The following is a 26,783-nucleotide window of genomic DNA, read 5'->3' on the forward strand; positions in this document are numbered from 1 at the left end:
TACTTACACCTCTTGAGCCCATAGCTGACGACTACGTTCATGCACATAATCTGTAAGCCAATGAAGTTTCTTAGGATCCGCCTCCGGAAATACACCATGACCTAAGTTGAAGATATGACGACCATAACGAACACCCTCAAGTAAAATACGATCTACTTCGTGAGCTAATATTTTTTCATCGGCGAATAGATACGCTGGATCAAGATTACCTTGTACCGTTTGTGTTACGCCTCGTTCATTAGCCATAACGATGGAACTACGCCAATCAAGAGCGATTACATCCAACGGCAAATGAGACCAAATAGATACGAGATGATCGGTACCAACACCATTCATGGCCATAGGCAAGTGAGGGTATCGCTCCTTTACGGTCTTAATAATGCGTTCCATATGAGGATAAATACCTTGTTTATATTGGTCCGCATTCACTGCACCAACCCAAGAGTCGAAGATTTGTAATGCATTCGCACCGGCTTCGGCTTGCATAGACAAATATTCAATGGACATATCTGCTAACTTTGTCATCAATGCATTCCACACATCCGGTGCACCGATTAACATACCACGAGTTTTGTTGTAGTTCTTCGTTGGACCACCTTCGATAAGGTATGACGCAATCGTAAATGGTGCGCCACAGAACCCAATAAGAGGTACATCGAGCATGCCAGACGTTAACAGTGTAATTGTTTTGCTAATATAATCTACCTTTGTAGGATCAAAGGTATCTAATGTATCTACATCAGCCATGGAGCGAATCGGTGTATTAAACACAGGGCCCACACCAGCCTTGAGCTCTACTTTTACATTCATCCCCACCATAGGGCTCATAATATCCTTGTAAAGGATGGCTGCATCTACGCCGTATTCTTTTACAGGTAGCTCTGTAACACGAGCACACAACTCAGGCTCTTTTGTAATTTCAAAGAGCGTATATTTTTCTTTAATTTTGCGATATTCCGCTTGGCTACGACCAGCTTGGCGCATATACCACACAGGTGTTACACCAGGGTTCTTACCTTGGATCATATCTAAATATGCTGTATTCAAGTACTCAACCCCTTTCTTTCTAATCAATACTAACACACTATGATAACTAAAACAGTTACTTTAGTTACATCATTTGTAACGTTACTATTACTATTCCCTGTGAAAGTTATTTACCTTCACAGGGGTTACATTTAATTGCGACTTAATCTATGCCGATCAATACCTGTAACGGATTGAGCCATATCAAATACAGAGCGTTGGCATGTAAATAACCAAATTTGTTGGTTCTTGCCTATTTCTGCTAATAATTCTAAGGCACTACGTTGACGGTTTTCATCAAAGCGCACAAGAATATCGTCTAGGATAATTGGCAAGGATTCAACTTGGTAAGAGAATACCTTAGCTAATGCTAGGCGTAATGCCAAGTATACTTGATCGGCTAAGCCACTAGACCAGAACTTAAGTTCTAAGCGTTCTCCATTACCATTAACCAGTGCTACGCCTTCGTTGACCCCGAGGACATCAAAGGTATAGATACCGCCAGTCAAACGCTCTATATAAGAAGATGCAAGCTCTAACATATGAGGCTGTTTTTCTTGCTCATAGGACTGTTGAGCCTTATCCATGCAGTGGCTCATCAGCACTTGAGTAGCCCAATCTTCGAGAGCAGATTCTAATTCATTTTGCAACGCTTCCCGTTCTTGAAGCATTTGGTGTTGCTCTTGGTCAGAACCTAGGGCACGCATAGATTCTACAATTTGACCACGACGTTCATACAAGATAGCCAACTTATCTTCAATGGAAGCTATTTCTCGTTCAGAATGAGCTAGCTCATCTAACCAATTATCCTTATTGCCTTCACGCAAGCGGCGATAGAATAAATCTTTATTCTCCGCATCAGGAGCTAATAAATCTAACTGTACCTGACTTTGCTTGTAAATGGTTTGCCATTGCTTGTATTGGTCTTCATCAATAAGATGTTGACGATACTCGTTAGAGCTTTCCATGCCAGCCTTGTGCAATAATTCTTGTTGACGAAGTAGCAATTCTTTTTCTTTGCGGTGCCAATTATCGTATTCATTGCGGAAGCTTTTACGTTGTGCTTCTTTTTGTTCCCACACTATTTTATTTTGTTGGAAGTTTTTATATTGGTTATAAATACGTTTTAACTCTGTAGGAGATACAGGAGCCTCAACACCAAGGTTATACCACAAGGTCATGGCTTGGTCTTCAATAACACGTAGGCCTTCTTTGTGCTCTGCTAAGCGCTTTTCATAACCTTCAATAGTACGCATTTGTTCATGATATTGATCATATTCTTGTTTGAGTCCAAAGAAATCATCTTCATTAAGACTCTTCGCCGCACCTTGAGGCAACCAATTCTGCCAAGCAGCAAGAGCTTCATCATAAATAGCTTGCAACGTATGTCCTTCTTGAATCCAACGATCAAGATGTGCGGCGCCTTCTATGGATGGAATTGGGCTCACCACAGGTGTTGCGGCTTTCACAAGTATCTCTAGCTGATGTTCTACATCAGATTTACGAGATGACAAAATTTGTAACTCATAGTTTAGTTTAGATACATCAGAATGACCATTATGCCGTCTCCACGTAGCATACCAGAACAATGCCATAGATAGGATTAATAATATAAAGCCGCCAATCGTATAGAGTACAGACTCTAATACTAATAAGCCTGCTAATACGAGTAAAACGCCAATCACTGCAGCTACGCCACTAATGCGTTGCAACCACTTTGGCAAATTGCTCGGTTGTGCATCAGGACCATAGCTATCGCGTTTTTCTGTAACTCGATCAATATCCATCAGGATAAGCTCTAATTCACGCTCAAGATGTTCTTTTTTGGCTAAATCCGCTTCACTATAATTTGGCAAAGATGCGCCGTCTAGATTGGCTGTTGGTAAATCATCAGATGCTTCTGCAGGTTTGCGATCTTGCCAATGTAACAATTGATCTTTAGCAGTGCGTAAGCGGCTTGCTAAGCGCTCTCCTTCAAACCAATTCACATCGTCAGCCATCGGCTCATCATCACGCCATGCAGAATGCATAGAACGAGAAAACTCTAATTGTTCTCGTACCTTAAAAATATATGCATCCCCTTCTTCACACTCCCGGCGCAATTGCTCCCACTTGGCACCTTGTTGAATAAGGTCTTCAATATCTTGACCATAGGTACCAAACGGACTATCAGGACTAAAGTTAGCTGGCATCAACGATGCTTCTTTTTCCTGCCATAGTTGCATATTATCTCTAGCGCGTTTAATTTCCTCATCGATGCGAAGGAACTCATCACGACTCAAGGCAAGCTCACTATTATACTGCTGCATGTGCATACGCGCTTCTTCACTACGGCGATACGTATCCCAAGCACGCAATACAACATCTATGCCATCACGGTATTCCTTCCACTCTTGCAACTGACCTTGTAATTCGCCCTCAGTCTGCTCCGTACTGTGAAAGGCTTTTTGCAATTCTACATATTGCGTTTCATACTCTGCTAAATGACTTAATTTTTGTCGATTTTCTTTAAGCTCATCCATCAAAACATTAATGCGGCGTTTACCGTTGGAGGATGCTACTAATAAGTCAGTCGCACCTTTTTCAACATCTTTTACGACAGAGCCTAAATGCTCACCCCCTTCAGCACCGAAGAAGCGAGATCGAACCTCTACCTCTTGCAATACATCGAGGCCTTGTAAGTCATCGAGTGTTAGTCCAAATATGCGGTTATATGTCTTTTTATCGATACCATGCCACCAATGTTGAGCAGGCTCTTCATGAATGGCAGGATTCCCGGGACTGTAAAAGTCTAACTGTTTACCCTTACGACCAATGTAGTAGCTTTCACCATTACGATCTACATCGAGGGCACCAGTCATAGGACCATAAGCCTTATGAGTACCGCCAAATAAAAGTGTACGCATTCCTTCGAGTAAGGAAGTTTTGCCACTTTCATTAGGGCCATACATAAGCTGAACCCCATGGTTACCCGTAGTGAAAGACCAGTCGCGATATGGGCCAAATTCATCAAATCGTATGCGTTTAATGTTCATCGTTAGCCCCCATCAATACAGTAACACCTTCAATTTCACAGCGTTTCAAAGCGCGAAGCAATAATTCATCACTTAACAAATCGGAATATACACCCAATCGCTTAAACTCAGGCCGTTCTGCCAAAATTTGACGTACCGTCTGCATCGCATTGCCATCAACCATATCGTCATAGGCACGCAAATAATCACCTACCACATCAGATAACAATCTACGCTCTGCTAAATTAATGCTAGGCCGTGTATTGGAAATAATGCTATAAGGTATAACGAATATAGACTTACTCTTCTCTTCGCTTTGGGACTCTTGTAGCCATAACTTACGCACACCTTCTTGTGTACATAAGCGATGCAATGGACCTGTACCTACGAGAACAATAGAAAGCAAAATATTTTTCTTATATTGTTTACGCAGATTCTCTTTTTTATGACGTAAAATTGCTAAGAATTCTGCTTCAGTTTTCATGCCTGCAATATCAATTTTGATTTCTTCAAAACGAATAGCACTAGTCTCAACAAAACGAGGTTCACAATGACCATTATGAGATACAGAAACAAGATAGCATCCCTTAGGGCCTATTTCTTTGCGGTGCAAACCTTGTGGATTGCCAGCATATACAACGAGAGGTTCTTCACTAAGGACTTGAGATTTATGAATATGTCCTAACGCCCAATAATCCATAGCCGCTTCTGCAAGATCGGTTAAACTGCATGGACCTGTTACATTATGGTTTTCGGAGCCCACACTAGAGCCAACTGTACCATGCATAACAGCCAGAGAAAACTCATCTCGTTCAAAGGCACGATATTGGCACGCATAATTATCGCCTTCATTACCACGACCACAGCTAATGCCATAAACACCACCAATTTCGATGTTGTTAACAATCAATGGAAAACGTTGTACTTGTTCGCTAGAGAATACATGCACATTGTCAGGCATCTGTAATTGAGCCTTCCAACTTTCAGCAGGGTCATGATTACCTTGCACCATATAAACTGCAATGCGATGCTCCGCCAAGCGATACATGGCGCGCACAAAGCGCACCTGCGCCTCTAGATTATGGTCTTCGCTATTATAAATATCACCAGCTATGACAACAGCATGAACATGCTCATCAATAGCAGTATCAATAATTGTATCAAAGGCTACATAGGTAGCTTCACTCACGGCACGATCAACGGCGCGGCTAATACCTGTAGCATATTGGAAGGGTGCCCCTAAATGCAGGTCACCACAGTGTATAAATCGAAATGGCTGCATCTATATCCCTCCTTGTATTAGTACTTTTATTATAGTTATATATAGTAATTACAATATTTTATTATACTACAAAACCATAAAGTTGACTTAAAAATAAGTATCAATTAATTTTGTTAACCAACCAATACATTAAGTTGACAATTTATACATCAGCGTTTACAATCAAATTGTCAATATATTATCTGTTTATTAAGTTAACAATTAGGAGGCTAGTATGGCTTTACCTGCAGATCAACAACCATCCCAAGTGGGAACATACGAAAAAATTATTACTATAGCCAACCGAATTATGCATGGCGGTGAAATTACGAAAGAGGAAGCAATTGAGCTAATTCACACTTCTGATGATGATACGATGATTTTACTTGCTATGGCAGACAAAATTCGTCAGCATTTCAATGATAGTACAGTAGATATATGTGCCATTGTAAATGCACGATCTGGCAAATGTCCTGAAAACTGTAAATTCTGTGCTCAATCTGCACATCACGATACAGGCGTTCAAGAATATCCATTCATGGATGATGAAAGCATTCTTGATGCAGCTCGAAAAGCTAAAGAAGCAGGTGCTATTCGCTTTTCTATCGTAACGAGTGGTCGTAATACTAACAACCCAAACGAGTTTGATCAAATTATTCACGTATTGGATCGCATCAAAAATGAAACCGGCCTTGAAATTTGCTGTTCTCTTGGCTTATTAACTTATGAACAAGCCCTTAAATTGAAAGAAGTTGGTGTAACTCGATACCACTCTAATATCGAAACAGCACCTAGTCACTTCTCAGATATTTGTACAACCCATTCCTACGAAGATAAAATGTCTACTATCGACAATGCTCAAAAAGCCGGCATTCGTGTTTGCTCTGGTGGTATTATCGGTCTAAACGAAACATTAGAACAACGTGTAGAAATGGCATTCGAACTTAAACGCTTACATATTGACTCTGTACCAATCAATATTTTGAATCCTGTTAAAGGTACACCATTTGAAAACAATAAAGCATTACGTCCATTAGATATTTTACGTACCTTCGCTGTATTCCGTTTCATCTTGCCAAATGCATTGATTCGTACAGCTGGTGGCCGTGAAGTAAATCTTCGAGACTTACAAGCGTATGCATTAAAAGGTGGTCTTAACGGTATCATGGTTGGTGGCTACTTAACAACTGGTGGTCGTTCTCCACAAGATGATCTTCAAATGATTCAAGACTTGGAATTAGAACGCAACGCTGCCCAAGTTTAAATTTCTGTATATACCACTCTCTTTTGAGAGTGTCGTATATAAATAACACTCCTAAAATTTATAAATTTTTACACATATAAAAAAAGAACCATCTAGTTTGCTGTGCTAGATGGTTCTTTTAATGCCATAACAAATTATAAATGGCTTGACCATTTGTATTACCTTCAATAGGCTCAGGGTTTTCTGTGAATTCTACATTTTCATACGGTGTACCGTCTGCCATGTATGCATCAACCTTTAATGTTTCCATGGTACGATTATATCTACTTATATACACTTTATATCGCAATTCGTCGCCACCCAGTTCATTGACTCGCAGCCACAAAAGTGCATCATAATCACTTTTTTGAACACTGTCATTGTCAATAAATAATTGGTTCCCTGACGCATCTGGTCCAACATAGTACCAGTCCGTTGCGTTAGCAGTCCCCCCTATACTGAGTAGCCACAAAAGAGACAATATGGTTAATATTTTTCTCATATGACTGCTCCTCTCATGCTCTAGAGCTGTATACTTTATAAAAGTCTAATAGCTATTAAACCTTTATAAAATATACAACTTCTCCTTTATATATAATACCAAAATTGTCCTATATTTATCAACAATAATTAAACTTAATTATTATCTTTTTTAGAATTTCAAGAAATTAAAAGAAATTTCTTAAAAAAATTCATTTTTATCTCATTTATTACTCTTATAATAACAATGTCAAATGATAAATAGAGGTAACAATTCCCTGGTTACCATACGTGTATTTATCTCCCGACAAGTATTACTAACCCCAAACCTACTACTTGTTTAAATACATGGTTCATTTGATATTAATACTAACACTCCCCTTACATGAAAAAAGGACTCCATTTGGAGTCCTTTTTTCGTTGTCCAAAAACTTCATGGAATACTAACATAAGAGAGCGTGAATACTATTTACTTTGTAAACCACGATAAACGAGTTTAAAAATAACTTTCTGAGCTTCTAACCACTCATCACTCTGAGACCACTTATATTGTTTATTAACAGCATATAGACCGTGTACTAAAAATACAAAAACAGATACTCCAACATCAAACGAAACTCCAAGCGATTCTGCCATAACGAGTCCTTGTCGATCTTTTTCACGTCCTATAATGCGTTGTAATACATATTCTGAAATTTGTTCATCTAAAAATAAAGGTAAATACTTTTTATGTCGTATAATACGCTGACATAAAGGCAATCTATCAAAAATAGAATCATATGCTTCTCTCAATAAAACAGAATTAGAAGCAGCTGATAAGGTATTAGCTATAATTTGTAAATTGTTGCTATCTACCATTCCTGGCTTTGAATAAGCGATTGCATCATCCACTAAATCATCAACAATTTCCATGATATTACTATAATGTAAATAAAAAGTAGAACGAGTTATACCCGAAGCTTTACACAACGATGTTACTGTTACAGACTCAAAAGAATTGTTTGCTAAACAACTAAGCAAGCCTTCTTTTAACAACATACGTGTCATTTCTTTTCGAGTTATCATATAACCTCCAACATAGACACTTTTATACAATGTGTCTATTAATAAACATAGTGTTAATTATTGTTGAGACTAGTATAACAAAACAAGGTACACTAGTTCTAGAGATTACAAATAATAATCTATTCAATTAAATCGACAATAATTTAATTAAGGAGATAACTATGACACAATATACTCACATTCGAAATACCACAGGAAAATTAACAATAAAAAATACAACATTCCTTATTGATCCATTTTTAGCACCAAAAGATACTTATCCTGGCTTTGAAGGAACATTTAACTATCAACAAAGAATGCCTATGGTTGATTTACCTCTATCAATGGACAATCTATTAAGCAATGTAACTGCAGTGGTAGTCACACACACACATCTTGACCATTGGGATGATACGGCAATCAAATCTATTCCAAAATCACTTCCTATTTTTGTACAAAATACAGCGGACAAAGAACTGATTACTTCACAAGGCTTTAATGATGTACGCACCATTTTTGAGAGTCTGGACTTTAATGGTATCACATTAAGAAAAACAGGTGGCTCCCACGGTACGGTAGAAATGTATGCAAATCCAGTTCTCGCACCATTAGCAGGCGATGCGATGGGCGTTATTTTTGAAGCAGCAGACGAACCAACTGTGTACCTTGTAGGCGATACAGTTTGGACAAGTGATGTAGAGAAGGCCCTCCTTCGCTTCGACCCTAACGTTATTATTATGAACACTGGATATGCTCAAATTTTAGGCTTTGAAGATAGTATTATTATGGGTACAAAAGATATTGGCCGCATGGTGGTACGCAAACCAGAGGCTAAAATCATTGCGGTTCACATGGATACAGTTAATCATACTGCAACAAGTCGTAAGGATGTGCACAAATTTATCAAAGGCACCAACATTGAAAGCCATGTAGCAGTGCCTGAAGACGGAGAGACCATCGCACTTTAATAGCCCCAAAACAATTAGTATACTAGGCTACAACTAATACAACACTACAAAAAATCTATTTACCAATAATAAAAAACACCCTCTAAAGTCTAATAGTTATAATAACTACAAGATCTATAGAGGGTGTTTTTATACGTAACTACAAATTATAATCTATCAAAAGATAAACTATTTTACTTCAGCCCAACCTAAAGCAGCACGTTTAGCATCAATATCAGCTAAGATTTTTTCAGCTACTTTAGCAGGATCTGTATTGACATACATAACAGAACCTAAGATGTCCTTAGTGTCTTCTTTAAGCCATTTTGTAACAGCATCAGAACCTTGTGTAGGTGGCTCAACGCAGTGGTAAGAGTTGATACCCATCAAGCGGAAGCCAAGAGATGCATCGATACCTTTTTCGTTAGACCATTCAGGACTAGACATTGCAAATGGCATTTGTGGTAAGTTAAGACCTAATTCACCTGCAATACCAGCAAAGATACCGGAAGAACGAGCATTATCTACACATTCACCAACATGCCATACTGGTGGTTGATCATCGCCCAAGAATTCTTGCAATGCAGGACTACATTTCTTAATAGCATCAGTATTACAGTAACCAAGTTTCATCAATGGGAAGGATGCACAACCGTTTGTTAAGATAATACAGCCATTTTTGATAAGTGTATCAACGATATCTACAGTAGCTTTTTCATAGATAACGCGAGGGTTAGAACAACCTACTACGTTAACGATACCACGAACTTTACCAGATTTTAAAGCCTCTGCCAATGGTTTGAAGGAACCATAATGTTTAACAGTGGATTCTGGAGAGAAACCAACTTCTGCAGTGATTTCATATGGTGGAATGAATACAGGCATACCTTTACGCAATTCATGCGCTTCAAGAGCACGATCCAAGATTTTGCGAGCCAAGTCTTTTGTCTCAGACAAGTTAGTATGGTGATGATCGTAACCGATATGCTCAGCACCTGGCAAACGAGCTGCATCAGATGTAGTAATAACTTTTGTGTTGAAGCAACGTGCTACGTCCATGATAGCAGGATATACGTCTTGAACGTCAGCTACCCAGCAGTCAAGAGCGCCTGTACCAAGTACAAGTTCAGCACCGATAGCATTACACAATGGAATTACATTTTCATAACGGTACATACTGGATAAACCAGAGCAGCAAATACCATAGAATTGAATACCTTTAGCGCCGATAGCTTTTGCTTTTTCCAAATACTCTTCGGATGCACCGATTTTACAAATTTGAGAAACCAATGTTGGTAAGTGGCCATGAACAGCGATGTTAACATAACCTTTCTTCAAGGCACCGATGTTAACTTTGGATGTACGGCGACCACCTTGTCCGAACAATGCATCTGTAGCGATGTCTGCTGCCACTACGCCTGTGAATGTGAAAGCAAGACCACAACGCAAGAATTGTTTCATGTTGCTTTCCCAATCGCCATCTGTACCTACACATGTACGATGGTATGCATCGAATGCTTCATTGTACGCGGAAACAGGCAAGATATCCAAGTTTTTCCAAACTTCGCGACGTTCAGCAGGAGCCATTGCTGTAATTGTTTTATATTCGCCAGGCAATGCACGGCTCAAATCTTCTAATAGAACGTCCGCTAAATCATTAGCTACTTCTTTCAAAGAACGACCTTCTTCAGGGATGTTGAAAGCCTTACATACAGTACGGATTTTTTCTTCCCCTAAAATTGGAATATCCAATTGATCATTAGCGGCAGCTTTCAAAGAAATCAAAATTTCACGAGCATGTGCACCATGTTGAGTCAAGCCACCTGCAGCAGCACGTGTCATATTACGAGCTACAATAAGGTCAGCATCAGCACCACAGACACCACGAGGGCTCTTAGGTGTAATTTTACATGGACCCATGAAGCAGATACGACAACATACGCCTGCAATACCGAAAGTACATTGTGGTTGTTGTTTATCGAAACGGTCAAATACTGTATCACAACCAATTTGCTCCATGCGAAGAATCATTTCACGTACAGCTGGATCTGGTGTTTGTTCGATAACATCTTGTTTTGTAGGCCATGTTTTACGGTATTCTGCAACAGCTTTCATATAATCATTGACACCATGTTCATGAGGCACCCCTGGTTCATGAGTGTGTGGCACCCATTTATCCGTTGGTAATGCTTTGCCATGACTATGGTCATGGTCATGGTCGTGATGGTGACCACCACAATGGCAATGGTCATGGTCATGATGATGGTCATGATCATGATGGTGATGATGTTCGCCATGGTTATGTTCATGGGTATTTTTGTTTTCCACATCTTTACTCATAATAAACCTCCTATGGGCCTACGTAGGCCAACCAATACTAATAAGAAAACATATTCTATTTCTCAAGTTAATTCCACCACAATAACGGGTTTTAAATCCTATCTTCTAAATATGTTTTAAACTACTATAAGTATATTTTCTGAAAGGACATTTGTCAATTACATTTTGAGAAATTTTTGACCCATTTATACCTATAAATCATTATACTAACAACATTTATCAAATTCAGTGACTTCAGATTTCTTTCACAAAGCAAAAAGGGGTTAATCCCTATTTTTATAGGAATTAACCCCTCCAATCTATATATCAACATAACTATATATCTATATATTTTTAATTACATCAAGGTTTTTAGTACATCCAATACTTCTTGAGGTAATTCATTTTTATGACCAATAAGTTTTTCTACATAGTCATAGCGGAACTCAAAAGCTTTGTGTAATTGATGATGATATTCACGTACTTGGAATGGTGGTTCAAAACCAGGAACCTCAACATAAGAGAGGTTTTCATATTTATAGAATGGTTTGAAGTCCAATGTGCCTTCTACCAAACGTTCCAATAAATCAAGAGTTACCTCTTTAGGAATTTTATTTTCCAAGAAGAAACCTGTGTTCATGATGTAACATTGTACGCCACATTCAGAGAACAATTTTTTGTAGCTTTCATAGTCACGAACCAATGGATATGTACGGAATGGATTTGCATATGGTTCGATAACAAGTGCATTTGGATCAACGTGAGCATCCAGCTTTTCCGCAGTAGAACGACGTGTAGCTAGAGTAGCGCCCATGGTAGACGCCAATACAGGATTATTAATTTTGAGAATTGGTGGCAATGTTTTATCTTTCATTAGCCATACAATGGCATTAACTGGTTGATCTACGTAGTTTACACGATTATCTGTCCAGAATTGAGATTTAATAGCGCGACCATTATTATTACGCACATCTTCTGCCAACACAACCTTACGGCCATCCTCATCCATAGTTACGCCAACATTTTGTAATGTTAACAAGAATTCATTAGCAGGATGTTCCACAGGATAGTCTTGCATTTTGTCGAAATATGTAGGTTCAAGAGCAATAGAACTCAAATCATTAGTATTGATGATATACGCATCGTCATGCAAGATAGAAATATCATAACGACCATCATGCTTTTCATGAGTTAATGTAGATTTACCAGAACCGGACAAGCCAAATACACCGATTGTGTACGTTTTACCACCTTCAAGATTATAACGTTTCATACCGCCATGGCATGCCACATAGTCGAAGCGGTTCGCCAAGGACCATGCCAATGTAAGGGTACCTTTTTTGTGCTCACCAAAGTAGCGCATACCAAGAATCATAGCGCAGTTATGAGCTGGATCAAAAATAGCTAACCCACCTGGATGACCTGGCACAACATAGTCAGGATCAGAATAGATATAAATATCGCCTTCTGGAATATCTACACTATCATTGTAAAATTCTTTTACTGCTGCATCAAAGAACTTAAAGTTCATGATCCAAGAATACAAAATAGATGCGTGATCTTTTGGAATCATCAAATGAGCACGAGCAGTAAATTTTTTATCTAAACCAACAATAGCTTGAGCAGCAATCCACTCTTTATCGCGGCTATCATAGACTGCATCACGAGCAATATTAGCAAGTTCCACTTCGTCAATGCCTTCATCGCCAATAATACGACGAGCTTTTGCATAACGACCTGTAGTCTTACCATCATTAGTAACAAGTACTTTTGCATCCGCAGGCAAGCCTTGTTCTAATGGTTTATATACAGGCATATCGAGGACGATAACACCAGGTTCTTCAGTGGCAAACTGATATGCTTGTGCCACAGATGTTATTGGTGTTACATTGTTTCCATAAAATGCAGTTTCAATAGTACTGCGCATCTTAGAAAATAATGGGTTTGTTTTAATTTCACTTTGCTTCCAAACGCGTCTTGTCGACATAGTATCTAGATCCTCACCTTTAATATGTACATAATTTCTCTTGTAAAAGTAGTTTAAGATACGAAAATACTGCCTCGGCAAATACTTTCATTATTTTCTATTTTACCTTTTTCAAACAAATTTGTATACACAAAATAGACGAATTATAAGAAATTAATGCATGCTTATCTGGAATTAGTGCAACATATTTATTTTCTAGCTTTATTAATGAAGGCATCGATTTTGCCGACTAGCTCATCTACATTAAAATCACCGCGCTCTGCAATCATCTTTATAGTAGCTACCTTTGCCATCACTTTTACCATCGGCGTTTTCAATTTCTCAAATTTAGGATTTAAGGAAATCAAATAATCTACCACTTCAGGGCTCTGTTTAATCAAGTTAGATAGAGTTGTCTTTGCATCAATATGGAAACGACCGTCAGCATCGGTAGTAAGTGGTTCCTCATCGACCTCTTCTGCGGCCTCTTGAGCTAGGGATTTATCATTACTATTACTATTGTCTGTGTTTCCTACAAAATCAGTCTTATCCCAAGTCAACAATGTACGAGAGCCTTCAAGTTCACGAATATGAGTACAATCTTGCATCATTTCCAAGACACCGCGGAATTTACCATTTTCATCACGTACTGCTGTATAAATAACGTAGATAAACAATCCCGGTTTATTAATCCAGAATTCAGCTTGGCTTTGCTCACCAGAACGGAATTTCTCTACGATTTCCTCTACAACGTGAACGGACTTCGCAGGGTGACAATTCTTTACCTCACGGCCAATGACATTGGCACTGCGAGGGAAAATTCGATGTGGCGTATCGCTGTAAAATTTAACAAGTTCATTTTCGTCAACATAAGACAAATCTACAGGAAGATGTCGGAACAATAAATTAAGTTGATCTAATGTCAATTTGCCAGTTGCCACGTCGAGGACCGTATCCTTACCAACTTGACCGCCACCTATAGGGCCTACATATTTAGATAACAACCCAGCTAAATCATTAAGGAATTCATTAGATACACCGCCACCTTGAGTTGAATTGTTAACATTCAATTGTGCTGCAGAATCATTAATACCTGGTACAACGTATAATCCTGGTTGATTAATAATAGCATAACCAATTTCATGATCATTTTTACTCATGCGCACAAACTCTTCATCGCTTAATAATTTGTACGATGTAGGTAATAATACTTCTAGCTCTTTAGAGTTCAAATCGCGTAATTTCTCTAGCGTTTCTGGTACAGATGCTATGAATTCTTCGTATTTATCCTCCCGTAACAATGCATAGGATGCAGAAATAGCATCGCGTACGCCGTCATCAAAGGTCCACATAATGCGTGTAGGACGGTCAAAACCATGATCCTCTAGCATTGGATACAATTGATTTTGCTTACGAGATAGATGGATACGCCATTCTGCTAAGAAATCAAATACGCCGAGCCAAGGATTTTTAATAAACTTATCTTGTTTTAACAATTCATCCGCTTCAAGGGCTACCTTTTCAACTGCATTGATTTCTTCTAAATAGGCCCACAACGGATGATTTTCAGGGTATTTATTTTCAGCACGTACTAATACACCATCAAATAGATTTAAAAGATCATCCATCTTATCTAGAATTTCTTCATCCTTATAGACGCCTTTTAAACTTTGCTCTGCATAGGCAAACTCATCAGGTGTGCACGTACCTAATTTTTCTTTCAAAATACGATTACCCTCTTCTAAAGACAATTTGCCATCTAAATAGTCCTCTTTAACGGATACAATAATTCTGTATCGGTCATTATTAATATCTAGCTTTTGCTGTAATGGATTCATAAGCTTATACCTCCAAGGGGCACATACTATTACTCTGTGCAATAAATGTTTACAATATACAATAATTATTTACTATGTTAACTATATTGTTATTGTATTATTTTTGAAAATAATTTTCAGTTGCTATAGTCACAATTTTACATTTTATTATCAAATTAATAGTCTGACCATTACACAGCTTTCAGCACAGAAAAAGGCACCCATACAATGCATGAGTGCCTTTCATTAGTTTCCAAAATTAATATATTCAGTTTTAGAAGATGCAACAGGATTACCATTAGAATCTGTAGCAGGATTAAATCGCCATGTAGAGATTTTTTCAACAAGTGCTTCATCAAGAGCACTAACACCACTGGACTTTACGACTTCTATATCTCCTACGGAGCCATCTTCATTAATAGTAAAACGTACATCAGCACTATGAGCTGCACCACCATAACTAGCAATATTAATTTGATCTAAGGACGGTGTAGATATCGCTACAGGAAGTTGAAACGGAGCCGCCAATACAGAGGCTACCATACTAATTACAAACAACGCACTCAACAAAGTACAACGCAACACTTTATTCATCATATTCTCCTTATTTAGCTGTTACAGCATTTTTAGGTAGAGTAATTGTCATCCCAATAATAGATTCATGAGCTTTTTGATCCACCCCAATAGCAGGTGTAAATTTCCATTTAAGAATTGCTTTCTTCACAGCTTCATCAACTGGAGCATAACCAGAGGAACGTTCCACAAATACATTTTTAACATTCCCTTTTTTATCAATCAAAAAGCGTACGCGCATATTAGGCGCTACCGTAGCTGTTTGAGGAACCTTAGGTAACTCAGGTTTTACAATTTCTACTTCTCGTGGAGATTCTAAAAACTTAGCCGCATCAGCCGTATAATTACATAACACGCCAAAAGATGCAACAAGCAAAGCCGCCGCAGTGAATCTGAATAATTTATTCATAATAAGCCTCCTTATTAACTTGTATCTATGCATAATATCATACTAAATAAAGATGAATATTTAAAGGATATTTTCTTATTGATAAATTTTCTCATTTATGATATATTAAACACAAGATAACTGTTCGGACTTACATATCAGGTTGATATGACAAAAAATTACACAAAGGAGGTTCATCATGAGACGTAGAAAGCGTATTCAAATGAAGGTCATGATGGTACTTGGTCTCGTTGCCCTCGTTGGGCCTAACCATCTACAAGCTCTTATTCACTAAATGATCGTGACCCAAGCAGAAGAACTTATAACTGCCAATAGCCGCTACGTTAGTAGCGGCTATTTTTCTGTTTAAATTTAGGGAAATATTATCCATCTTCAAATGATTTCATCATTAAGACAGTACAGTTTCCTCAAACAAGATTATTAAAGTTTTTAAAATTAGTATCTATAAAAAGGAGGTTTATTATGAAGTTCAACCGAGTCGTATTAGTCGTTATATCATTAGCACTTATGTTACTAGCCCTTGCAGGCTGTGGTAAGGATGCAACACAGGACAGTCAAAAGAAACTAAACGTCGTCGCCACTACGACGATGCTGACCGATTTAGTAAAAGAAATCGGCGGTGACCATGTGTCTGTTCAAGGTCTTATGGGGCCTGGCGTAGACCCTCATCTCTATCAAGCGAGCGCCGGTGATGTAACTGCTATGTCTAAGGCAGATGTTGTAGTGTACAACGGCATTCACTTAGAAGGTAAAATGGGTTCCATTTTCGATAATTTAACAAAACAAAATAAAGCTACTATCCGCGTGTCCGACGCTATTGATCCAGCTACTCTACTCGACTTTGACGAAGAAAATGGCGTGAAAACTAAAGACCCTCATATTTGGTTCGACGTAGCTAACTGGAAACTAGCAGCAAAAGCTGTATACGAAGGACTTTCAAAAGCAGATCCAGCTCACAAAGAGGATTTCAAAAAACGCTATGATGCATACCTCACTAAATTAGATGAAACAGATGCATACATCAAAGCTCAAGCAGAATCAATTCCTAAAGAATCTCGCGTTCTCGTAACAGCACACGATGCCTTCCAATACTTCGCTCGCGCGTATGGCTTTGAAGTAAAAGGTTTGCAAGGCGTTAGTACTGCCACAGAAGCAGGCACACAAGATGTAAATGAACTTGTGCAATTCATCGTAGATCATAAAATTAAAGCGATCTTCGTAGAATCTTCTGTACCACACAAAACAATTGAAGCCGTTCAAGAAGCAGCTAAGGCTAAAGGTTGGAACGTTGCTATCGGTGGCGAATTATACTCCGACTCCCTCGGTTCTGAAGGCACTGAAGGCGGCACATATATTGGCATGGTAAAAGCCAATATCGATACCATCGCTAAAGCACTTAAATAAAGGAGGTCTCTATGGAATGGGCCGTTGAAGTTGAAGATATGACCGTAGCCTATACGACAAAACCCGTATTATGGGACGTAGATATGAAGGTACCCATCGGTTCCTTAGCAGCCATCGTCGGCCCTAATGGAGCCGGTAAATCTACATTATTAAAGGCCATGTTAGGCCTATTAACAGTTATCTCAGGTAGTGTTAAATTTTATATCGACCACCACTTAGCGATGGACAAACATGATTACAAAAAAATTGCCTATGTACCCCAAAGCGGTAGCGTAGACTGGGACTTCCCTACTACCGTATTAGACGTTGTACTTATGGGCCGCTATGGTCATCTAGGTTGGTTCAAGCGACCAAGTAAAAAAGATAAGGAACTTGCCCTCTCCATGATTGAAAAAATGGGCATGAGCGACTATGTAAACAGGCAAATTCGTCAACTTTCAGGGGGGCAACAACAGCGTGTATTCCTCGCGAGAGCCCTCGTACAAGAGGCAGATATTTACCTCATGGACGAGCCCTTCAAGGGCGTCGATAAAACGACGGAGCACGCCATTATTTCCCTATTGCAAGAAATGAAAGCACGCGGCAAAACGGTTATCGTCGTACATCATGATTTAAATACGGTGCCCCAATATTTCGACTGGGTAACGATGGTCAATAAGCAAACTGTTGCCTATGGTCCCGTAGCAGAGACCTTTACCGATGAGGCCATCGAGCGCACCTACGGCAAGGGGAGGATTGTATGACTATACTCCAATCCTACACGACACAGATGGTATTGCTCGGCACAGCTCTCTTGGGCCTTGCTAGTGGTATTGCAGGAACCTTCGCAGTACTGCGCAAGGAAAGCCTCATCGGTGACGGCCTCTCCCACGCGGCACTGCCTGGTGTGGTCATCGCATTCTTGCTGACCGGTATAAAAGACATTGAGGTACTCATTATAGGTGCTGCCCTGTCCTCTATCACTGCGGCGTGGCTCATTACCATCACCGTAGAAAACAGTAAAATCAAATTCGATGGCGCTCTAGCTACTATACTATCTGCTTTCTTTGGTCTTGGTATGGTTCTACTCACCTACCTTCAAAGTCTGAACAATGCAGGTCAGGCGGGGCTTTCAAAATTTATATTTGGACAGGCCGCCACCATATTAGCCCGCGATGTGTACATTACATCGGCGGCAGCACTCATCATTATCATTTTAACAGCCTTATTTTGGAAAGAGCTAAAGCTCATTTCCTTTGACGTAGAATACGCTAAAACATTGCAAATTCCCGTTACTTTTACACTCATTTTATATCGATCCCTATTGATCATGACCATCATCATCGGCATTCAATCAGTAGGTGCTATCTTAATCAGTTCCCTACTCATTGCACCAGCCGTAGGGGCCCGTCAATGGACGAACAAGCTAGGTACCATGTGTATACTAGCAGGATGTTTCGGCATGGTATCTGCTATGGGCGGTACTATTTGGAGTACAACAGTACAAAAACTACCTACAGGTCCTGCAATCATCGTCATTCTGTCGGTTATTGTACTGTTGAGCCTCATATTTGCACCTAATAGAGGCATCTTGTGGCAATTCCGGAAAAGAGGTACCCCATGACAGTACATACAGAGATTTTACTCATCGCCATCGCAGTATCCATCGCGTGCGCTATCCCTGGTGTATTCCTTGTGCTACGCCGCATGTCCATGATGGCCGACGCCATTACGCACACCGTATTCCTCGGTATCGTGCTCGCTTTTTTTGTAACGGAAGACTTAAACTCTCCCTTACTTCTAGTAGGGGCAACACTAGTCGGCGTAGGCACTGTATGGCTTACAGAAATGCTCCATAACACGGGGCTCGTCAACGAAGATGCATCCATTGGTATCATCTTCCCCCTTCTATTCTCCATTGCCATCATCCTCGTCAGTCTCTATAGCGGCAACGCACACCTTGACGTAGATACGGCATTACTGGGAGAAATCGCGTTCGCTCCCTTTGATAGATGGATTGTATACGGCACTGACTTAGGCCCTGTATCTCTATGGATTTCTCTAGGCGTGGCACTTATCAATCTCGTATTAGTCGTGCTCTTCTACAAGGAATTACAGCTATCCACCTTTGATTCACTATTAGCAGGACTCTTCGGCTTTATGCCAGCCCTCATCCATTACGTGCTCATGACCATGGTATCCCTTACTGTGGTGGCTTCATTCCAAGCAGTAGGCGCCATCCTCGTTATCGGCCTCATGATTGGACCTGCGGTTATCGCTTATTTATGGACAGACTCTGTGAAAGCCATGCTCACGAGCAGTATCATCATCGGCATTATCTGTGCCGTCATCGGTACAGAAGTCGCTTTCACCCTAGACGTATCTATTGCAGGCGCTATTGCAACGACAATTGGTTTCGCCTTATTAATTGCCGTTATTTGCACGCCAAAAACAGGCTATATCGCAACCTATCTTCGCCAACGCCACTTGCGTCGTCACTATCGAGAAACGATGATGCTCTGCCACATCTATACCCATATGAATACACCTGTGGCAGCCATTGAAAACGGTATCGGTACCATTCACGAACACTTGAACTGGAAGCCAGACTATACACACCAAGCCGCATCACATCTTAAGAAACAAGGCTTGTTGTATGTAACAAATGGGTACTATATGCTGACCGATAAAGGCGTGGCGCAAGTTAAAGAGATTATTTAATTAACCATATGAATTTTGGTATACACAATAATAGGCAAATCCGTATAGTCTAATTATATTAATGGTAAAAACTTAATTTGTTTCCCAACAAAAAAGAAGCTGAAATCAATGTACTGCAAAGATTTCAGCTTCTTTTATATTAGTTAATCGCTTCTAATGGAATGACATGAGGCATACCTTTGTCATCCATATAGATTTTAGTTTTAATGCGATATACGTCTTCCATCATAGATTCTGTAAAAATATCTTGTGGTGTCCCTTGAGCATATACTCTACCCTCTTTTAGGACAATAATTTCGTCAGCAAACATAGCCGCTAGATCTAGATGATGCAATGTGACAAGTGTTGTAAAATCATGTTCTTGAGTTAAATTTTTTAACAATGTTAATAAATCAAATTGCTTATGCAAATCTAATGCGCTGGTAGGTTCATCAAGAATTAAGATTTTAGGTTCTTTCACAAGGACCTGTGCCATGAATACAAGTTGTCGTTGGCCACCACTAAGTTCCATGATACTACGAGATGCAAATCGCTGTAAATTTAGCCGCTCCAACACTTCTTGTGTTGCTTGAATATCTTCATCACTTACACGGAAAGACATGGAGCCCATGCGTCCTAACATAACAACTTCAAAAACAGTTAAATTAACTTTACAATCATTATCTTGAGACAAATAACTAACGGTACTACTGAAATCTTTATTAGAATAGTCAGCTACCGATTTGCCATTAATAGCAACGTCACCTTTGCCTTTCAAAATTCCCATAATTGTTTTTAAAAGAGTCGATTTACCAGCACCATTAGTACCAATAAGAACCGTTAACTTGCCTGTTTTTGCAGTAAAATCAACGCCTTTTAATATCTGTCCGTCTTCATGAGCGGAATAACCAAATGTGAGATTACGAACTTCAATCATTTGAAATAGCTCCTTTTCCTAGTTAATACCAACGAGAAGAAGAAAGGTACCCCGATGATCGCCGTCACAATACCAATTGGGAACATCGCCCCAGGAATTAGCATTTTACTAGCTATAGAAGCTAGTGATAAAATCGCCATACCACATACGGCAGATAGTGGCAAGAAATAACGTTGATCTTCTCCCACGAGCATACGTGCAATATGAGGTCCTACGATACCAATAAAACCAATAGTCCCTACAAAGGAAACAGCTACAGCTGTAATAATAGAAATAAATACGAATACTTTTACCCGTAATTGTTCTACATCAACGCCTAAACCAGATGCCTTTTCATCACCTAGTTTTAAGGCCGTTAACTTCCATGATTCACGCATCATAAGCGGAAGCATAATTACCAATACGATAAGTACGATAGAAATGTTCACCCAGTTTGCTTTTGCAAGACTCCCCATAGTCCAGAATACAATGTTTTGAAGTGCTTCAGGAGAGGCCATATATTGCATCAAGGATTGAAGTGCTTGAAATAAGAACATCATGCCGATACCAGCAAGAATCATCGTTTCAGAGGAGAAATTTTTAATCTTATTAATAGAATAGATAAAGAAACTCGTCAAGCCAGCAAATATGAAGGCGCCAAATGGCACCATAAATGCGCCTAAAAAATCTAACGCACTAGCCCCTACTACAACCATAAGAGAAGCTCCAAACCCAGCCCCAGCAGATATACCAAGAGTATACGGACTAGATAATGGGTTGTCCAATATGGTCTGCATGCCGGCACCTGCGATACCGAGTGAAGCACCTACCATTAACGCCATAATAGCTGTTGGAAGGCGAAGTGACCAGATAATAACATACGCATTTTTAGAGACCTCTGATGGATCTACTAATGCTAACCATACATCACTTAACGTCAATGATGCAGGACCTACAATTATATCAGTAACAAAACTAACAGCACAAATTAACAGCCCAATCAAGATAAATATAAGCTTTCGATAACTGTGCTTTTTATAGTCATACTGATGTTTTACCTCTTCCACTATACCAAGACCTTTCTTAGTTTAAATGCATAAACCAAATACCACCATAGGAGAATGGTAAGAATTTATCATAGAACTCCTTAAGTGTATTTTCTGGATTTACATCAGCAAATTCTTCAGGATAGAATACTTTTGCTAAATATTCAAATACAGCTACATCGTATACCTCACGTGGTAATCCATGATGTGTAGAATACACATGCTTAGATTGAACCGCTTTTAACTGAGGCCAGCCTTGGCGTTCTGTTGTAAACGCTTTTAACAAGGCTTGTGATTGCTCTTCATTGGCATCAAAACCAAGACGCATAGATGTAGATTTTTTAGGCCAATAGGAACCAATAATCATGATGATATCTGGATTTCTTTCCAAAATAAATTCTGGATTAACAGGGCCAGCAGATTTAACAACATCTTTTGTAATTAAATCACCACGAACCTTTGTTGCTAAAGCTCCCCAAGCCACTTTATCGTTGTAAGCATAGCCTAAACCTTCAGGTCCTTCATTACCAGTTTCAATATAAACGGTAGGCTTTGGTTTAGTAATCTTGCTCAACCGGTCCATCACATTATTGTAGTGATCAGTATAGAATTTTTTAATTTCTTCCGCACGGTCTTCTTTACCTAGTGCTTTACCAATAATTTCGATAGATTTTTGATGGTTTTCGAGTTTTTCTTCATGATAGTCAATATAAATTGTTGGAATACCTGCTGCATCCATTTTAGGTTTGTAATCCGCTTCATATTGATCTTTTATATACATTGGAATAAAGATAACATCTGGATTCATAGAAATAACTTTTTCCACATCAAATGTTTTATCATTAACAGAACCAATAAGTGGAATTTTCCCTAATTCAGGAACATCTGCTTTATAGTGATCCCACATATCTGTACGGAATTTAGGCATATATGGATCCATACCCACAATAGTTTTTGCTACATCTTTACCTTCTAATGCAGCTATAGTCATAAACGCACCGCCTGTTGCACTTAATTGAACAACCACACGTTCCGCTGGTTTTTTCAATGTAACCTTTTGACCCGTTACATCCGTAATTTCAATAGGCTTACCATTTTGCGCCCCATCATTTTTCGCACTTCCGGGACCTCCACAAGCAGTCATCAGCACGCTCATAATCAGTAAAAAAACGGTGGCAATATACGCCATATAGCTCTTTTTCTGCATCATACCATTACCTCACTTCTCCAACTAAACCAAATAAAAATCACACAAAAACCCGTTTCCCCACGAAGAGGAAACGGGCTCGGATCATAATTAGACGAAATAACTTGTCTAATATGCTCAAATACAATACGTAAAAACTAGATGCGTATCACGTATACAAATTTCCATTCCTGTCACTCGCAGGTCTATCGGCAATTGTTAATTAGGTAGTTCTCCTGGCTCCAGTTCATAGTTTCTTTGCGCCTTCCCAACATACATTAGTGACCAAGATTATATAACTTTCTTATACAAAGATTCTCCCTGTTACAGTGGCGTGACCGATTTGGCTTGCACCAAATTCTCTATTAAGTCTAACGACACCTAATCCAATTATATGTGATTTTTCTTACATCGTAGCATGCAAAATATACAGTGTCAACAAACGCATAGAGGTATAACTATAGCACAATCCGCATTTGATACCACTTAGAGTCGCCATGATTAGAAACTGATTCGCCTTCATTTACAAAACCAAATTTTGCATAATAATGAAGCTTTTCTTTTTTACAAGTTAAAATAACACCCTTTCTATGTTCCTCTTTTGCAAGCTTTATGAAAGCCTCAATCAACTGACCACCTACGCCTCTATTTCTGTATGCTAGCATGGTATTTAGGCCAAATATCATCTGCCATGCCCCATGGGGATTATGTAATGAAGCATCGGCGAACATCTCATCCGTCAAGATTTCATCATCCGTTACAAAACCATCGATAAAACCAATAGGTGTATCGCCGTCAAAGGCAATTAAAAACTGACCTGCATAATGATCTAATCGCTCCTTAAAAGACTCGCGAGGTGCCGCCTCAGAAGGAGGGAAACAAGTTGCTTCTATATGTGTCACTAAATCTAAATCTGCGGTTGTCGCTTTTCGTATTAAAATATCCATATCCTTCTCCATCGTATCTACATATCGGTTTTAGTATATACCGTTTTACATAACAAATGCTACACGTAACGCTATGTACGTGTAGCCTTTTATTAACAATTTAACCAGTTACTTACTATACAGATTATCCCACCAATCAGCTTTTCGTATATTTCGGCACATTCCGATATTGCATTGGCAAGGAATTTTCTTTTATTTTAAAGCCATGCTTCTCGTAAAATGGTGCATTCTTGCGATCATCCATGATACGGATAAGACCTACTAAACGATCTCCATCCCACGCAGAAATCACACGAAATGAATTCATAAGAGCCTTATGTAATTGGTCAGGATACTTGCCTACCACCCAACGAACAGATAGAAATAAATCTGCTGCTTATTGAGGGGTGGAGTTCTCCTCTTCTTGCTGAAAAAAGTAACCGTGCAGCAAATAGTAAAATCTAAATCGCTCATTTCAAGCCTCATCTATTACATATACCATATCACCTGTAAAGTATATGTTCATTATACAATGTACGGGATTCCCTTCGCTCCATAACCACCCTTGGAATACTGCTCGGCCCCAGTTATAAGTCTCTGTAATGACCTCGAACTCACTTCCACTATATTTCTGCTGATACTGAGGTAACTCAATCCTTTTACCTGTGAAAGTATCTAATATTGTACTATTAAAGACAAGAATTTCTAGATCATCAACATCACATTTCTCAAATACAATCTTGGCCTTATGAGTTTGTTCACCACTATTATCATAAGAGAAAATATAATCAAAGGTAAAAATTAAATTACCATCTACGTATTCTATTTTCTGCGCTCTTGCATCATGGAGAGAATACTTAAAATACTCTCCGAAAGATCTTGTGATTTTCATAAGGCCTTTTTACACAATTAACAATACTTTAGTCTAAAGATTAAACTAAATATCAAATATACAATTTCTTATATCCGATTTAATAAAGCTTATATCATCGTGTTTCATAGATTGCCATTCTCCAGATAAATTTCCAAAAGTCAAGGCCTCATAACAAAATAACCAGTAACGATTCATATCGCTCCGCTTCAATTCTTTTGCCAAATTATTTAAACGCCTTAATTGTGTTGCTCGTCTTCTACCTCTATTCTGCTTCATAAAATACAGCCAGGTTATAACAAGCAATAGACAATCTTGACTTTCAATTACATAATCTTGAGCACGAGACCAATCTTCATCAAATACTTCTAACACAAAATCAAAATGTATTGCAAAATAGATCGCATAATACAAACTTGTATAATCATTTACTTTCATTGCTTCTCGATAAATTGTATCTGAAAAACCTTTAATAGTATTTATATCTACTTGATATGGATCAAAAACATATTCTTCCATTAATGGTAAAAGATATGGATAAATCACAGCCATATGCATAAGTCGTTTTGCAGCCAAAATTTTTGCAGGAGTAGAAAGTCTCAAACTTTTTAATTTTTTAATTGCGTAATTTAAAATTGCCATATTTCCCGTATTTGTTGCTAATTTCAAAGCAGCATCTATATATGTATTAACCTGTGGATATTTAACTTTCTCAGATACATTAACATAAGGTAAATCACGCAAAATATTTTTCCAATCATTATCCACTCCTATGGGTAAACTTATCACCTGTGTTTTTTTATGATTTAACAGTAAATCAAATTTATTAAGAGCAGATTCTAGGTCTCGTAAAAATGTTTGAGCTGCATCATAACTATCAAGATAACACTCATAGTCATCTATATGTCTAATATAGCGATATCCCTTATTATATAGTTCTTTGTCAACCACAACCAAAATAATTTCTGAAAGTAAATTCGATGCATGTGGCCCTATGAGAAGACCATGTGTTTCACCATTCTTCATAACAGAACATACTTCATCTATTCTATTATACCAACACGCTCTACCAATATTTTGTTTTGCTACATCCTTTCCTACCAACGCCCAAGGGATTGAATGTGTATAAATACTAGGAAAACATGTTGAAATATCAGCCTTAACCATAATTCGACTCAGGCCTTTATCGTGTATGAGTAAATCTAATTCAGGATTCCCATCAACTTTCCAGTCTTTATAATTCATCTCAAATATACGACCAGTTTCACGTTCTTTACGAATATGAATTCGACTAATTCTATAGTTCTGATTCTCAGTTTGTTCACGAAAATGTAATTTTAGATATTGCCAGTCATCTCTAAGCTCTGCACACATTCTTTCATATTGGAAAGGATTTGGAATCCCCATAATCCGTGGAATACCAATATTACGAGTCACCCGAAAAGTTATATATTCACTCCATTCAGCATTAAACGAATTGGATTTAGTTTTACAATAATTCAAAAATTGAATCGATGTAAATATGGGTGGAAGCTTATCAGGCCAAAACCCATGACCAAGAAGTCCTTCATAAAGTTCGTCTGGAGATATTTCATCGATAAACTCAATATATTTTTTATCCATTTAAGCATTTACCCCTAACGTTTATAATATATC

General features: G+C 38.6%; 22 protein-coding genes, 1 pseudogene and 1 riboswitch. Of the genes and pseudogenes, 6 read left to right on the forward strand and 17 right to left on the reverse strand.

Features of this window, described 5'->3' with window-relative positions:
• Positions 1–3: 3 nt before the first annotated feature.
• The 3 genes from hemE to RWP19_RS00660 all read right to left on the reverse strand — a co-directional run bounded on the left by hemE (position 4) and on the right by RWP19_RS00660 (position 5,322).
• On the reverse strand, positions 4–1,047 hold the full coding sequence (gene hemE / locus RWP19_RS00650) for a uroporphyrinogen decarboxylase (RefSeq protein ID WP_314356061.1): 1,044 nt from the start codon (positions 1,045–1,047) through the stop codon (positions 4–6).
• Between the two features lie 131 nt (positions 1,048–1,178).
• A complete protein-coding gene (locus tag RWP19_RS00655; protein ID WP_314356062.1) occupies positions 1,179–4,061 on the reverse strand; it encodes an AAA family ATPase in 2,883 nt (960 codons plus the stop codon).
• Positions 4,051–5,322 carry an exonuclease SbcCD subunit D gene (locus RWP19_RS00660; protein ID WP_314356063.1) on the reverse strand — a complete coding sequence of 424 codons (1,272 nt, stop codon included), beginning with the start codon at positions 5,320–5,322 and terminating at the stop codon, positions 4,051–4,053. Before RWP19_RS00660 ends, RWP19_RS00655 begins: the two co-directional genes overlap by 11 nt.
• Before the next feature lie 214 nt (positions 5,323–5,536).
• On the opposite strand from RWP19_RS00660, the gene bioB reads away from it, so the two are divergent.
• Entirely contained in the window at positions 5,537–6,565 is a 1,029-nt protein-coding gene (bioB, locus tag RWP19_RS00665) for a biotin synthase BioB (RefSeq protein ID WP_314356064.1), read from the forward strand.
• Positions 6,566–6,683: 118 nt separating this feature from the next.
• Here bioB and RWP19_RS00670 read toward each other — a convergent pair whose 3' ends face one another.
• Positions 6,684–7,046, reverse strand: a complete 363-nt coding sequence (locus RWP19_RS00670) for a hypothetical protein (protein ID WP_314356065.1) — start codon at positions 7,044–7,046, stop codon at positions 6,684–6,686.
• Positions 7,047–7,489: 443 nt separating this feature from the next.
• The gene (locus RWP19_RS00675; RefSeq protein WP_314356066.1) at positions 7,490–8,089 is read right to left on the reverse strand and encodes a TetR/AcrR family transcriptional regulator; all 600 of its coding nucleotides are present in this window, start codon (positions 8,087–8,089) and stop codon (positions 7,490–7,492) included.
• Positions 8,090–8,250: 161 nt separating this feature from the next.
• Here RWP19_RS00675 and RWP19_RS00680 point away from each other — a divergent pair, with 161 nt between their 5' ends.
• A complete protein-coding gene (locus RWP19_RS00680; RefSeq protein WP_314356067.1) occupies positions 8,251–9,036 on the forward strand; it encodes an MBL fold metallo-hydrolase in 786 nt (261 codons plus the stop codon).
• 168 nt (positions 9,037–9,204) lie between these two features.
• Here the strand turns inward: RWP19_RS00680 and cooS are convergent, their stop codons facing one another.
• The 5 genes from cooS to RWP19_RS00705 all read right to left on the reverse strand — a co-directional run bounded on the left by cooS (position 9,205) and on the right by RWP19_RS00705 (position 16,099).
• The gene (gene cooS, locus RWP19_RS00685) at positions 9,205–11,355 is read right to left on the reverse strand and encodes an anaerobic carbon-monoxide dehydrogenase catalytic subunit (protein ID WP_314356068.1); all 2,151 of its coding nucleotides are present in this window, start codon (positions 11,353–11,355) and stop codon (positions 9,205–9,207) included.
• A 337-nt stretch (positions 11,356–11,692) separates the two neighbouring features.
• Positions 11,693–13,321: a phosphoenolpyruvate carboxykinase (ATP) gene (locus RWP19_RS00690; protein ID WP_314356069.1), complete on the reverse strand. Its 1,629-nt coding sequence runs from the start codon at positions 13,319–13,321 to the stop codon at positions 11,693–11,695.
• 188 nt (positions 13,322–13,509) lie between these two features.
• Positions 13,510–15,138, reverse strand: a complete 1,629-nt coding sequence (locus RWP19_RS00695) for a PAS domain-containing protein (protein WP_314356070.1) — start codon at positions 15,136–15,138, stop codon at positions 13,510–13,512.
• A gap of 225 nt (positions 15,139–15,363) precedes the next feature.
• Positions 15,364–15,711, reverse strand: a complete 348-nt coding sequence (locus RWP19_RS00700; RefSeq protein ID WP_295258465.1) for an energy transducer TonB — start codon at positions 15,709–15,711, stop codon at positions 15,364–15,366.
• Positions 15,712–15,721: 10 nt separating this feature from the next.
• On the reverse strand, positions 15,722–16,099 hold the full coding sequence (locus tag RWP19_RS00705) for an energy transducer TonB (RefSeq protein ID WP_314356071.1): 378 nt from the start codon (positions 16,097–16,099) through the stop codon (positions 15,722–15,724).
• A gap of 462 nt (positions 16,100–16,561) precedes the next feature.
• Between RWP19_RS00705 and RWP19_RS00710 the strand changes: the two genes are divergently transcribed.
• From RWP19_RS00710 to RWP19_RS00725, 4 genes are read left to right on the forward strand one after another with little or no spacing between them, the layout of a single operon-like run.
• Complete coding sequence (locus RWP19_RS00710) at positions 16,562–17,503, forward strand: metal ABC transporter solute-binding protein, Zn/Mn family (protein WP_314356072.1); 942 nt, start codon at positions 16,562–16,564, stop codon at positions 17,501–17,503.
• 11 nt (positions 17,504–17,514) lie between these two features.
• The gene (locus RWP19_RS00715) at positions 17,515–18,246 is read left to right on the forward strand and encodes a metal ABC transporter ATP-binding protein (protein WP_314356073.1); all 732 of its coding nucleotides are present in this window, start codon (positions 17,515–17,517) and stop codon (positions 18,244–18,246) included.
• Positions 18,243–19,106 (forward strand): metal ABC transporter permease, encoded by an 864-nt coding sequence (locus RWP19_RS00720; RefSeq protein ID WP_314356074.1) that lies wholly within the window; start codon positions 18,243–18,245, stop codon positions 19,104–19,106. The genes RWP19_RS00715 and RWP19_RS00720 overlap by 4 nt, the downstream gene beginning before the upstream one ends.
• On the forward strand, positions 19,103–20,203 hold the full coding sequence (locus RWP19_RS00725) for a metal ABC transporter permease (protein ID WP_295990223.1): 1,101 nt from the start codon (positions 19,103–19,105) through the stop codon (positions 20,201–20,203). Before RWP19_RS00720 ends, RWP19_RS00725 begins: the two co-directional genes overlap by 4 nt.
• Positions 20,204–20,342: 139 nt before the next feature.
• Here RWP19_RS00725 and RWP19_RS00730 read toward each other — a convergent pair whose 3' ends face one another.
• From RWP19_RS00730 to RWP19_RS00760, 7 genes and pseudogenes are all read right to left on the reverse strand, one after another.
• Positions 20,343–21,119, reverse strand: coding sequence for an ABC transporter ATP-binding protein (locus RWP19_RS00730; RefSeq protein WP_314356075.1), 777 nt, complete (start codon positions 21,117–21,119; stop codon positions 20,343–20,345).
• Complete coding sequence (locus RWP19_RS00735; RefSeq protein ID WP_314356076.1) at positions 21,116–22,165, reverse strand: iron ABC transporter permease; 1,050 nt, start codon at positions 22,163–22,165, stop codon at positions 21,116–21,118. Before RWP19_RS00735 ends, RWP19_RS00730 begins: the two co-directional genes overlap by 4 nt.
• A gap of 16 nt (positions 22,166–22,181) precedes the next feature.
• Positions 22,182–23,354 (reverse strand): ABC transporter substrate-binding protein, encoded by a 1,173-nt coding sequence (locus RWP19_RS00740; protein ID WP_314356077.1) that lies wholly within the window; start codon positions 23,352–23,354, stop codon positions 22,182–22,184.
• A gap of 184 nt (positions 23,355–23,538) precedes the next feature.
• Positions 23,539–23,730: riboswitch (cobalamin riboswitch) on the reverse strand.
• A gap of 58 nt (positions 23,731–23,788) precedes the next feature.
• Entirely contained in the window at positions 23,789–24,277 is a 489-nt protein-coding gene (locus RWP19_RS00745; RefSeq protein ID WP_314356078.1) for a GNAT family N-acetyltransferase, read from the reverse strand.
• A 136-nt stretch (positions 24,278–24,413) separates the two neighbouring features.
• A pseudogene (locus tag RWP19_RS00750) lies at positions 24,414–24,707 on the reverse strand (GNAT family N-acetyltransferase).
• Positions 24,708–24,731: 24 nt separating this feature from the next.
• Positions 24,732–25,148, reverse strand: a complete 417-nt coding sequence (locus RWP19_RS00755) for a hypothetical protein (protein WP_314356079.1) — start codon at positions 25,146–25,148, stop codon at positions 24,732–24,734.
• Positions 25,149–25,193: 45 nt separating this feature from the next.
• Positions 25,194–26,750, reverse strand: a complete 1,557-nt coding sequence (locus RWP19_RS00760) for an RNA-directed DNA polymerase (RefSeq protein WP_314356080.1) — start codon at positions 26,748–26,750, stop codon at positions 25,194–25,196.
• Positions 26,751–26,783 lie beyond the last annotated feature (33 nt).

Source organism: uncultured Veillonella sp., from assembly GCF_963522475.1.
In the GTDB taxonomy this organism is placed as follows: Bacteria; Bacillota; Negativicutes; order Veillonellales; family Veillonellaceae; genus Veillonella.